Raw genomic sequence first — 12,104 nt, 5'->3', positions numbered from 1 at the left:
CATGTTATCTAAAAAAATTATCACAATGAAAAAGTTTATTTTATCTTTAGTACTCATGGCTGTAACAACAAGTTACAGCCAAGAGTTAAACCTACCGGTTTTTACGCAATATTTAGCGGACAATCCTTTTGTTATTTCACCTGCATTTGCCGGTATTGGTGATAACCTTAGAATTAGAGCCAATGGACTTACACAATGGGTTGGTATTAAAGATGCTCCCGATAATCAATCGATTTATGCCGATTTTAGAGTTCTGGATCGTTCAGGAGTTGGTATTAATGTTTACAACGATAAAAATGGTTACACGCGACAAACAGGAGCAAAAGTTTCCTTTGCGCACCATATCATTTTAAATTATTATTCTAAACAATACTTATCATTCGGACTTTCGTATAACATAAATACTTTTCGTATTGATACAGATGAATTTAATAGTACACCCAATCAGCCTTTTATTGATCCGGGAGTTACAGATAATCGTTATAATGCGAATAGTAACTTTGATATTAGTGCTTTGTATCGTAATAAAAATTTCTACATAAGTTTTAATGCCAATAACGTTTTAAAGAAAAATACAGATAAATACAGAGGAGTAGAACCTAACTTACTTTCAAATTATCAGGTATATTCCGGATATGTTTTTAAAGATGGAGAAAATAGCCGTATCGAATACGAGCCGTCTGTTTATTACCAATACTTTGCAAGTGATCAACGTTCCACAACCGATTTCAACTTCAAATACAGACGTTACAATCGTTACGAAGATTACTATTGGGTAGGAGTTTCATACCGTTTCTTAAATGACCAGTTTCCAAAACCATTATCAGTAGGACCAATGGTTGGTTTCATGAAATCTAAATTCTATTTTGGATATTCATATCAGGTAATGTTCAACGATTTAGGAAACTACAATACAGGTACACACTCTATAACTATTGGTTTCGACTTCTTGCAAGCCATCAGTAATTGTCCTTGTACACAAAGTCCGGTTCACGATTAAAGAGCATTTTCAACAATTTATTAGCTAATTTGTTTTTTTTCTTAACTTATAACGTTTTCGCTGTTATAGATAGATTATTTTTATATTTATGATACTTTAAAAGTTCTATATTTGTTTTTCTTTCAAAAAACTAAAAAATTATCTAATGAAAACTTTAAACGATTTCGATTTTAAAAATAAAAAAGCAATTATCCGTGTTGACTTTAACGTACCACTGGATGAAAATTTTAAGGTAACTGATGCAACACGTATCGAAGCTGCAAAACCAACAATTGATGCTATTTTAGCACAAGGCGGAAGCGTAATTTTGATGTCGCATTTAGGAAGACCAAAAGGAGTAGAAGAAAAATATTCGTTGAAACATATTTTAAAAACAGCTTCAGAAATTTTAGGAGTTGAGGTTAAATTTGCTGAAAATTGCGTTGGAGAAGTAGCCCAGGCTGCAGCCAAAGATTTAAAACCAGGAGAAGTTTTACTACTTGAAAATTTACGTTTTCACGCAGAAGAAGAAGCTGGAGATGTTGCTTTTGCAAAAGAATTAGCTTCACTTGGAGATATCTACGTAAACGATGCTTTTGGAACTGCACACAGAGCCCACGCATCAACAACTATTATTGCACAATTTTTTCCAACAGAAAAATGTTTTGGAACATTATTGGCAAAAGAAATAGAAAGCTTAAACAAAGTATTAAAAAATAGCGAGAAACCAGTTACTGCAGTTCTTGGAGGATCTAAAGTTTCCTCTAAAATTACAGTAATAGAAAATATCTTAGACAAAGTAGATCACATGATCATTGGCGGCGGAATGACTTTTACATTCATTAAAGCACAAGGTGGTAAAATTGGAAATTCTATTTGTGAAGATGACAAACAAGAATTAGCACTTGAAATTTTAAGATTAGCTAAAGAAAAAGGAGTACAAATTCACATTCCCGTTGATGTTATCGCAGCTGATGATTTCTCAAATACAGCAAATACAAAAGTTGTAGACGTAAAAGAAATTCCAGACGGATGGCAAGGTCTTGATGCAGGTCCTAAATCATTAGAGAACTTCAAAAAAGTAATTTTAGAATCAAAAACTATTCTTTGGAATGGTCCATTAGGAGTTTTTGAGATGGAATCTTTCGCAAAAGGAACAATCGCTTTAGGGGAATATATTGCCGAAGCTACAGAAAAAGGAGCTTTTTCACTAGTTGGAGGAGGAGATTCAGTAGCAGCAGTAAAACAATTCGGTTTTGAAGATAAAATGAGCTACGTTTCCACTGGTGGCGGGGCAATGCTTGAAATGTTAGAAGGAAAGGTTTTACCTGGAATCGCCGCGATTTTAGACTAAAAAATCACAATTAACATTTTTTTACATAATTTACATGCATAAACTGTTTAAGTTTGCAAAAATAAGGTTTGTATAATCGTTTGATTTATAGAATTTTAAAAAAATGTTATATGATTGTAAAGAAAATATCAATAATGGTTTCCGTTTTATTCTCAATATCAATGTTTTCGCAGGAAATTGCAAAGACAGAAATTGAATTAAAACCAATTGTAAAAGTATCCTATTTAGATTCAGTTAAAAGCTCTTTCAAAAAAGATGAACTCGCAACACGCGTAGACAGTCTTTGGATGAACGAATTAGTAAGCTTAGATATTTATGATGACCTTACAAAAGACATTCAAACCATTAATACAGACGTTACTGTAGATGAAGAATTGCCAACTGAATTGCTTAAACAGCGTTTACAGGCAATGAATGAGAAATCACCTTTTGACATAGAATACAATCAAGGTTTAGAAAATATAATAAAGTCGTTTCTTAAGAACCGTAAAAAATCGTTTTCTCGATTAATGGCTTTATCAGAATATTATTTCCCAATTTTTGAAGACGCTTTTGCAAGACAAAACGTTCCTTTAGAAATTAAATATTTAGCCGTTGTAGAATCTGCTTTAAATCCTAAAGCAGTTTCTAAAATGGGCGCCACAGGACTTTGGCAATTCATGTACGGAACAGGTAAACAATATGCCCTTAAAATAGATTCGTATATTGATGAACGCAGCGATCCGCTTAAAGCTACAGCCGCATGTTCACAGTACATGACTAAAATGTATAGCATGTTTGGCGACTGGGAACTAGTTTTAGCCTCATACAATTCAGGGCCGGGAAATGTTACCAAAGCAATTCGCCGTTCAGGAGGAAAAACAAAATACTGGGACATTCGTAGCCATCTTCCAAAAGAAACTCAAGGTTATGTTCCCGCTTTTTTAGCAACAATGTATCTTTTTGAATACCATAAAGAACATGGTATCAATCCTGAAAGAGCATTAGTTAAAAACTTTGAAACAGATACAGTTCAGATTAAAGCTCAAATGTCATTCAAGCAAATCGCAGATTTGTTAGACATGCCACAATCTCAAATACAACTTTTAAACCCTTCTTATAAATTAAACGTGGTACCTTTTTACCAAAGTGAAGCACATTATTTACGTTTACCAAAAGATAAAGTAGCCACATTTGTTTCAAACGAAGACAAGATCTATGCATACGCTGCATATCAATCACAAAACAAAACAATGTCAACTCGTTTAGCTTTAAAAGTTACGCCAAAAGCAAAGGCAAAACTGGAGAACATTATCGATACAGATTATAAATCATATAAAGTTCAAAAAGGAGATAATTTAGGTACTATTGCTTCTAAATACCATGTTGATATTATTGATTTAAAAAAATGGAATAATCTTAAATCAAATGCAGTTGCGCTTGGCAGAAACCTAAAAATTAAAACAGATTACGATCCTGCTACTAAAACTTTTAAAGAAATAAAATCGACTCTTGCAGTAGAGAAAAAATCAGAAGAGGCTATTGCATCAGCTGATGATAAAGATAAAAAGAATACACAATCACAAGAATATAAAGTTGCATCCGGAGATAATTTAGGAAGTATCGCAAAAAAATTCGGTACGACTATTGCTGAGCTAAAAGAACTTAATAATCTAACTTCAAACAATATCGGTTTAGGGAAAACTTTAGTAGTTTCTAAAGCAGTTCCTGAAATTATTGATGAAAATGCAGTAACAACTGCAATCGCTTCAAACTCTTCGATTGATTCATTCAAGAAAAAAGTACCTTCATCTAAAGATCTTGGAGAAGATTATTACGTTAAAAAAGGAGATTCGTTATACAGTATTTCTAAAAAATATCCTGGAGTTACAATTTCAGATATTAAAAAATGGAATAACATTAAAAACGGAGAAATTAAACCAGGAATGAAACTTAAAATAAACGGATAGTTAAAAAATCTTACATAAATTTGGGTTTTATTTCATAAATTAAGAAAATGAATAAAACCCATTTTTTATTGCTACTAATCCCGTTTCTGCTAATTTCGTGTTTAAAAGGCGAAAAGCAATCCCAGCCGGTATCCGGTAAAACAAATTCGATTTCGATTATTATCGACGATCAATTATGGTACGGAGAAGTAGGCGATAGTATTCGAAATAAATTTGCCTCACCCGTTCTTGGCCTTACTCAAGAGGAACCTTTATTTACCATAAATCAATATCCTGCGCGTTTACTTGAAGGTTTTGTAACTGATAGCCGCAGTATTATTGTAGTAAAAAAAGCCACTACAGATAAATTCGAAATTACCCACAGCAAATCTTTGCCCCATAATACATTTCGTATCTACGGAAAATCTGTGGATGATATTATTTGTAGTATAGAACTCAATTCGACACAAATAATTAAAATTATCCGAGATGCAGAGATTGAGAAAATTCAGGAAGACAACAGCAAATCATTATTGAATCCTGCAGTTATAAAAAACAAATTTCATATTGATCTGCAAATTCCAACAGGTTATGAATATATGTTGCATAAAAAGAACTTTATCTGGCTCAAAAAAGATATCATAAGCGGTAATACCAGTTTACTTATATATCAGATTCCACTTCGCAATTTTAAAAAGAGTTCAAACGTTATTGGTAATATTATCAAAATGCGCGATTCAGTTGGAAGTTACATCAAAGGCAGGGAACCAAATACCAGAATGATTACCGGTGAAGCCTATGCTCCTTATTTTTCAGCCACAATTTTAGACGAAAAAAATACATTTGAAACCAAAGGCACCTGGGAATTAAAAAATGATTTCATGGCGGGACCATTTATCAATTATGCAATTGTAGACAAAAAGTACAACAGAATTTTAGTTATTGAAGGATTTTGTTATTCGCCCTCAAATCAGGAAAGAGACTTAATGCTGGATCTTGAAGCTATTATAAAATCAGTTAAAGTAGATAGAAGATAATTTTAAAGAATAGACTATAAAGAATGGAATTAAAATGGAAAATAAAGCCGTTTGAAGCATTAACGGTTCATGAGTTATATGATTTACTCAAAGTACGAAGTGAGATCTTTGTACTAGAGCAAAATTGCGTTTATTTAGACCTTGACGGAAAAGATAAGCTGGCATTACACCTAATTGGGGAATACGATAATAAAATCGTTGCTTATGCACGTTTATTTGATGCCGGTATCAGTTTTGATAATGCTTCAATTGGTCGCGTTGTCGTTGATGCCAATTATCGAGAAAAAAAATGGGGACATGATTTAATGCGTGAAGCCATTGCAGGGATAAAATCAAACTTCAATAAAGATAAAATTACTATTGGTGCACAGTTATATTTAAAGAAATTTTATGAAAGCCACGGATTCGTTCAAACCACCGAAATGTATTTGGAGGATGATATTCCGCATATTGAAATGACAAGAAACATATAAATTAAAAAGCCCAAAATCATTGATTTTGGGCTTTTTAATTATAAATAATAATTTTAAAATATTAGGACAATTCGTTTTAACTTAATCTGTTAGTTTAATGTCTTTTACTGTTAAACAACTAAAATGTTTTAAAGTAATTTCGGTTTTTATTTTTTGTAACTAATTATTTATCAATTATTTGTAGTCACTGCAAAATGTAATAATTGTTTCAAAATGCAAATTGAAATACTTATTAAATGGATATTAGTAACAACAGCATTGTATTTGTAAGTAGTCTTACTAATTATCAGCTAGCGATCATAAAGCCACATCTTTTACAACGCTGGCCAGGATTCAATATCTATGTTTTTCGGATAATTCCTAAATATAGATTTGTGTTCGATTATGATAATAATGTGCATCCGGCATTTTTTCCCGTCATTAAATATCCTGTCTATACATCTACTGTTAAAAATTATGGGTTGGTATTGCACATTACAAATGAAAGTATAAAAGTCAAACGACACGGTGCAGTCAACATACTTAAAAATGCCCATACAATTTCATATTTAGGTCATTTGTGGTATTCGTCTCTTATTGATTATGATATTTTATTAAATGAATGTCTTGGTTTCCATGAAGCAAATAAAGAAAGGTTAGTGATTGTACCTGAGGTTTTTACTAATCAGGCAATTGAATATGCTCTTGAAAATCCTATAACTACCAAAAATCCGGAATTTTATAAATTACTGAATGCAGGTATGGCGAAACGCTTTTTTGATTATAATTATAATATTAATTCCCTGCATTTTTTTACTATATGTTTGCGAAAAACAGGAGTAATAAAAAAAGACTATAGTATAAGTAAATATTCACTGCAGCTTTTATATGAATTAAGCAAAAGACGATCAACTTCTATAGGTAAAGCTATATTTATGGCACAGAACTGGAAAGGAAGTGGTACTTATCAAGCTTCTGTTTTTGGAATTGGCAATCCCAATTCGATCGGTTCAATTTTAAAAGGACTTTTAGATTCAGGTTTATTGCAAAAAAATAAAACGGAACGTTTAATTGTTAGTGAAATAGGCAAGTCATTTTTACAAATGCTGGATCCTGGGTGCAGAGATATTGATCTGCCCGGTAAATTACAATTGTGGCAGGAAAATTGGCCTTATTCAAGAAATGAAATAGAAAAATACATAACCAATTATTTCAATAACCAAAAAAAATTTATGGCCGATAGTATTGATTAACAGGTTTGTTGATTTTTAAAGATGCTTAAGTTAGTTCAATTTAAGCATCTTTAAAAAGATTTTCTACATTTTCAAAATCGTTTTATATTCAGTTTGATTGTTTAAAACTCCAACAGCTTTCTTTATTTCGGAATTGTTTTTAATATAATATTGGTACAAACCTTCCTGATATTGATATCTTTTAATTAATTCTTCCTGAATCAGGTTTCTGATTTCCTTTTGATTTTTATCTAATAAAGTAGTTTCACTTTTCTCCAATGCTGCTAATAATTGTTGATATTCCGGAGCAATAGTTTCGTCTATTTTTTCATTTTTGGCTGCAGCCAAAGTATTTTTCAATGCTACTTCAGTTTCAGTATCAAAACTTATTTTATTCGCTTTTAAGTATTGCTTGAAACTCAGGTAATCAGCATCCGAAACTGTGGGGATTTTATCTCCTAAATTCGGATTCTTATAATAGTACGTTGTTGCATAGTCAAAGATTCCGTCGTTTCTTAATAACGCAGTCGTAATTGAACTCATTTTAGCTTCGTCTAATTCAATGTCCGGTAAAACACCGCCACCATCATAAACCGTTCTTCCTTTACGGGTTTTAAAAGCATTGAAATTTTTTGCATCTGTTTTTTGAGCAACGCCATTTTTGTCTTTATGAGCATAATCTAATGCCTGAATACATCGACCAGAAGGCGTATAATAACGAGAAATAGTAACTTTTAACTGCGTTCCGTAAGTTAAATCAACAGAACGTTGTACCAAACCTTTACCAAAACTGCGGCTTCCTAAAATCACGGCACGATCTAAATCCTGTAAAGCTCCAGAAACAATTTCTGATGCTGATGCGCTTCTTCCGTTTACCAAAATAGCTAAAGGAATTTCAGTATCTACAGGTTCTTTCGTCGTTTTATAAGTGTTGTTGTGTTTCTCGATTCTTGATTTTGTAGTAACAATAACTTCATTTTTCGGAACAAATAAATTACAGATATCAATTGCTTCATTTAATAATCCACCAGGATTTCCTCTCAAATCAAGAACAATTTGTTTCGCTCCATCGGCTTTTAGTTTTTCAAGAGCGTCTTTTACTTCATTTGATGCTTTACGGCTAAAATGTGCCAAAACGATATAACCCGTTTTGTCATCAATCTTCCCAAAAAACGGAACCGATTTAATGTCAACTTCATCCAAAATCAATTCGGTTGTAAACGTTTTTCCCTGACGAAGATATTTTATAGTAATCTTGGTATTTTTTGTTCCCTTCAATAATTGCGAAGCATCATCTTTGAAATCAGCAATCAAAACATCGCCAATCTGAATAATTTCGTCACCTGCTTTAAGTCCGGCTTTATCAGCAGGATAATTTTTATAAGGTTCGCGAACAATTAAGCGGTCTTTTTTTCTTGAAATTAAAGCACCAATTCCGGTATATTCACCAGTATTATTAATCTTAAAGTTTACAACATCTTGCTCATTAAAGTAAACCGTATATGGATCTAAACTTCCCAACATGCTTTTAATGGCTTTGTCCATTAAATCGCCTGGATTAGTTTCGTCTACATAATTGGTATTAACGGCTTTGAACAGCGTTGTGAAGATTTCGATTTGTTTGGCAATTTCAAAAAAATCGTCTTTGAAACTGGTTCCAATAAATAAAAATCCTGCCGCAACAGTTGGTATGATGAATTTCTTTTTGAAATAAGGATACATGATTATATTTTTTTTCTTTTAAATCTTTTTCTAATAAAATAGGCGAATACGCAAAATAGTATAATAAATGGCCAAAGACTAATGATTGATATTAAAAATTCTGAAAGGCTAAAAAATCCGGATTCAATAGCAGTCCAGAGTTTAGATCCGTAGGAAGTTTTAACGCCTTCTTTTTGGGCAATGGTTTTATAAAATTCAATTGTAACAGTACTTTCAGAAACGCAGCTTTCTAAATATTTCAGTTGACCTTCTTTAGCTTCAATTTCTTCACGAATGGTCGAAATTTGTTTTTCAATCTCCAGAATCTCACTTATTTTCGTGGCTTTTTGAAGAATCTGAAGATATCGCTCTTCAAGTTTTCGTTTTGTTTTCAATCTCGAATCAAGATCAATATATTGTTCAGTTACATTTTCAGATGATATCTCTTTTCTTTCAAAATATGAAACACCTTTTGAAACCGAGCTTATAAACTGATCAAAATTTTCGCTTGGTATACGTATAAGCAGATTTCTGTATGCGTTATCATAATCTTTTCCTTCAGAATCGTTTTGAACAGTTCCTTTATTTATTTGCTGCAATTGCAGTCTGAATTTGATTAAAAGTACTTTCTAAATCATTAGTTTCAAAACGCAGTGAAGCTTGTTTGATTATTTTTTGTGGGGTTTCTTTAGATGTAGCAGCTGCACTTTTAAATTTTGCATCTGTATAATTAGAGTCGCTTTTTGGCGGAAGCTTTACAGTACTAATCGCTAAATCATTGCTGACAGGCTCAGATTTACTACAGCTTACAAGACTTAAAAAAATTAAGGATAAAAAGAAAATGTATCTCATAAAATTTCAAATTAGAGCTAAAACTACAATTTTTTTATAATTTTCTATCTAATAAGCTTCATAAAGTTTTTCTGATAACTATCAGATTAGAATTACGATTCAATTTTGACTTCAGAATCAGGAGTTTTATTTACCTGAAGAAGGAATTTCTCAAACAACTGAATCGTTTTGGTATTGATTTCTTCGTAAGATAATCTGTCTTTCGTCTGATAAAAAAACATAATAGAATACGATTGTTCAATATTATCCAGAAGTAAATGTTTGTTCAAACGATATGTTTCTCTAAGAACACGTTTGAAATAATTGCGATCAACAGCTTTTTTAAAATATTTCTTAGAAACAGAAACGCCCATTTTGATTTTTTCTTCTGCGCCAACTTCCGCTTGACGGTAAACCAAACGCAACGGATATTTAGAAACCGATTTCCCATCAGAAAAAAGTAAATCAATTGTCGTTTTGCTCTTTAAGCGTTCATTTTTTGGGTAAGTAAAGTTCATTTAATTCAGAAAAAATTTGCAATTTTATAGTACAAAGGTACAATTAAACAATAAAACGGTTATTGTTTTCAATTTTTATACGGCTAAAAATTTATTTATTACTTTTGGGCATTAATTTTTTAAAGCATGCAAAAAATAATTTCATATCCAATATCTGCTATATATTACATAATATTTAGTCTGTGTTTACTTGTATTTCATCCAATACAGTGGATTTGCCTAAATGTTTTTGGTTATCAGGCTCATAAAAAAAGTGTAGATTATTTAAATTTTTTTCTTTTAAGATGTACAAATCTTGTTGGAACAACCTACAAGATTGAAAACAGAGAAACAATTCCAACAGGAGTTCCTATTATTTTTGTTTCTAATCACCAAAGCATGTACGATATCATAGCAATGATTTGGTACTTTAGACGTTTTCATTGTAAATTTGTAAGCAAGAAAGAGTTAGGAAGCGGAGTTCCAAGTGTATCTTTTAATTTGCGCCACGGAGGATCTGTCTTAATTGACCGTAAAGACCCTAAACAAGCCATTCCGGCAATCAAAGGCTTGTCAGAATATATTGAGAAATACAAAAGATCTGCTGTTATTTTTCCTGAAGGCACAAGAAGTAAAACAGGAAAGCCTAAAGAATTTGCTCAAAACGGTTTGAAGATTCTGTGTAAATATGCACCTTCGGCGTATATAGTACCGGTAAGTATCAACAATTCATGGAAAATGGTGCGATATGGTTTTTTTCCTGTTGGTTTAGGAAATCGCCTTACCTTTACAGTTCATAAAGCTTTAGCAGTAAAAGACTATAATTTTGCCGATTTAATGGCGATGACAGAGAAGGCAGTTGTAGAAGGAGTAAACGAGTATAAATAGATTTATAGTTTTAGAAATATTCTAAACATAAATCCCAAATCTAAAATAAGTAATGTCTATAAAAAACATTAGATTAGAAGTAATGCAGTTTTTGGAAAAAAACGTGGATAGCTTCGTTGAACAGTATTTAATTCCGGTGGAAAAAATTTGGCAGCCGTCAGACTTTTTGCCTAATTCTGAAGGAGAAAATTTCTTTGAGGAGGTAAAAGAGTTACGTGAAATTGCCAAAGAATTACCATATGATTTCTGGGTAACGCTTGTAGGTGATACAATTACCGAAGAGGCTTTACCAACATACGAATCATGGTTAATGGACGTGGAAGGAATAAATCAAATAGAAAATGGTGGAAACGGTTGGTCTAAATGGATCAGACAATGGACAGGAGAAGAAAACCGTCACGGGGATCTTTTAAATAAATACTTGTATTTGTCCGGTCGTGTCAACATGCGTGAAATCGAGATGACAACACAGCATTTAATTAACGACGGTTTTGATATTGGAACGGGATCTGACCCATACAAAAACTTTGTATATACCAGTTTCCAGGAATTAGCAACGTATGTTTCACACAATAGAGTAGCTCAAATGGCGAAGAAATTTGGTGATAACAAGTTGTCTAAAATGTGTAAAATGATTGCTGGTGACGAAATGCGCCATCACCATGCCTATAGCGAATTTGTTACGCGTATTTTTGCAGTAGATCCAAGCGAAATGATGCTAGCGTTTCAATATATGATGAAACAAAAAATCGTTATGCCTGCACACTTTTTAAGAGAATCAGGTCAAAAGATCAGTTCTGCTTTCGAACAATTTTCTGATTCTGCACAACGTATTGGTGTTTACACCGCAAGCGATTACGTAGACATCATGCAGAAATTAATGGATAAGTGGGAAATTGATAAAATGTCCGGTTTAACAGATGAAGCCGAAAAAGCCCGTGATTACTTAATGAAATTACCAGGTCGTATGGCTAGAATCTCTGAAAGAATAGTAATTCCGCAAGAATCACACATCTTTAAATGGGTTGAACCTGCCAGATTGTAGATCTTAATTTTAGATAGCAGATTTCTGATTTTAGATTTAAAATTGATTTTTGCAATTGATATTGATATTGAAAATGTTGATTGTTAGAGTTTTCAAGCTTTGACAATCAACATTTTTATTTAAAGGATTTTATAAAATGTAAAATATAGAAAAAATCTGT

General features: G+C 32.2%; 12 protein-coding genes. 8 read left to right on the top strand and 4 right to left on the bottom strand.

Going from position 1 to position 12,104, the window contains the following annotated elements; translation table 11 throughout:
* Window positions 1–25: 25 nt before the first annotated feature.
* From KHA90_RS18090 to KHA90_RS18065, 6 genes are all read left to right on the top strand, one after another.
* Complete coding sequence (locus KHA90_RS18090; RefSeq protein WP_213304055.1) at window positions 26–1,000, top strand: PorP/SprF family type IX secretion system membrane protein; 975 nt, start codon at window positions 26–28, stop codon at window positions 998–1,000.
* A gap of 145 nt (window positions 1,001–1,145) precedes the next feature.
* Window positions 1,146–2,333, top strand: a complete 1,188-nt coding sequence (locus KHA90_RS18085) for a phosphoglycerate kinase (RefSeq protein ID WP_213304052.1) — start codon at window positions 1,146–1,148, stop codon at window positions 2,331–2,333.
* 110 nt (window positions 2,334–2,443) lie between these two features.
* Entirely contained in the window at window positions 2,444–4,282 is a 1,839-nt protein-coding gene (locus KHA90_RS18080) for a LysM peptidoglycan-binding domain-containing protein (RefSeq protein WP_213304049.1), read from the top strand.
* Window positions 4,283–4,329: 47 nt separating this feature from the next.
* Window positions 4,330–5,298: a DUF4837 family protein gene (locus tag KHA90_RS18075; RefSeq protein ID WP_213304037.1), complete on the top strand. Its 969-nt coding sequence runs from the start codon at window positions 4,330–4,332 to the stop codon at window positions 5,296–5,298.
* 23 nt (window positions 5,299–5,321) lie between these two features.
* The gene (locus KHA90_RS18070) at window positions 5,322–5,771 is read left to right on the top strand and encodes a GNAT family N-acetyltransferase (protein WP_213304036.1); all 450 of its coding nucleotides are present in this window, start codon (window positions 5,322–5,324) and stop codon (window positions 5,769–5,771) included.
* A 236-nt stretch (window positions 5,772–6,007) separates the two neighbouring features.
* Window positions 6,008–7,003 (top strand): hypothetical protein, encoded by a 996-nt coding sequence (locus KHA90_RS18065; RefSeq protein ID WP_213304034.1) that lies wholly within the window; start codon window positions 6,008–6,010, stop codon window positions 7,001–7,003.
* A 63-nt stretch (window positions 7,004–7,066) separates the two neighbouring features.
* Here KHA90_RS18065 and KHA90_RS18060 read toward each other — a convergent pair whose 3' ends face one another.
* The 4 genes from KHA90_RS18060 to rnpA all read right to left on the bottom strand — a co-directional run bounded on the left by KHA90_RS18060 (window position 7,067) and on the right by rnpA (window position 10,032).
* On the bottom strand, window positions 7,067–8,704 hold the full coding sequence (locus tag KHA90_RS18060) for a S41 family peptidase (protein WP_213304032.1): 1,638 nt from the start codon (window positions 8,702–8,704) through the stop codon (window positions 7,067–7,069).
* 2 nt (window positions 8,705–8,706) lie between these two features.
* A complete protein-coding gene (locus tag KHA90_RS18055; RefSeq protein ID WP_244860421.1) occupies window positions 8,707–9,282 on the bottom strand; it encodes a DUF4349 domain-containing protein in 576 nt (191 codons plus the stop codon).
* Window positions 9,266–9,535, bottom strand: a complete 270-nt coding sequence (locus KHA90_RS25455) for a hypothetical protein (RefSeq protein ID WP_244860419.1) — start codon at window positions 9,533–9,535, stop codon at window positions 9,266–9,268. Before KHA90_RS25455 ends, KHA90_RS18055 begins: the two co-directional genes overlap by 17 nt.
* A gap of 92 nt (window positions 9,536–9,627) precedes the next feature.
* On the bottom strand, window positions 9,628–10,032 hold the full coding sequence (gene rnpA, locus KHA90_RS18050; protein ID WP_213304017.1) for a ribonuclease P protein component: 405 nt from the start codon (window positions 10,030–10,032) through the stop codon (window positions 9,628–9,630).
* 126 nt (window positions 10,033–10,158) lie between these two features.
* Here rnpA and KHA90_RS18045 point away from each other — a divergent pair, with 126 nt between their 5' ends.
* Window positions 10,159–10,899, top strand: coding sequence for a lysophospholipid acyltransferase family protein (locus KHA90_RS18045; RefSeq protein ID WP_213304014.1), 741 nt, complete (start codon window positions 10,159–10,161; stop codon window positions 10,897–10,899).
* Window positions 10,900–10,951: 52 nt separating this feature from the next.
* Window positions 10,952–11,944, top strand: coding sequence for an acyl-ACP desaturase (locus KHA90_RS18040; protein WP_213304011.1), 993 nt, complete (start codon window positions 10,952–10,954; stop codon window positions 11,942–11,944).
* The last annotated feature ends 160 nt before the right edge of the window (window positions 11,945–12,104 follow it).

Origin of the sequence: Flavobacterium psychroterrae (assembly GCF_018380615.1) — a bacterium.
GTDB lineage: Bacteria > Bacteroidota > Bacteroidia > Flavobacteriales > Flavobacteriaceae > Flavobacterium > Flavobacterium psychroterrae.
Note: the sequence above shows the minus strand (reverse complement) of the source record. Positions and strands in the feature narration are given on the sequence as shown.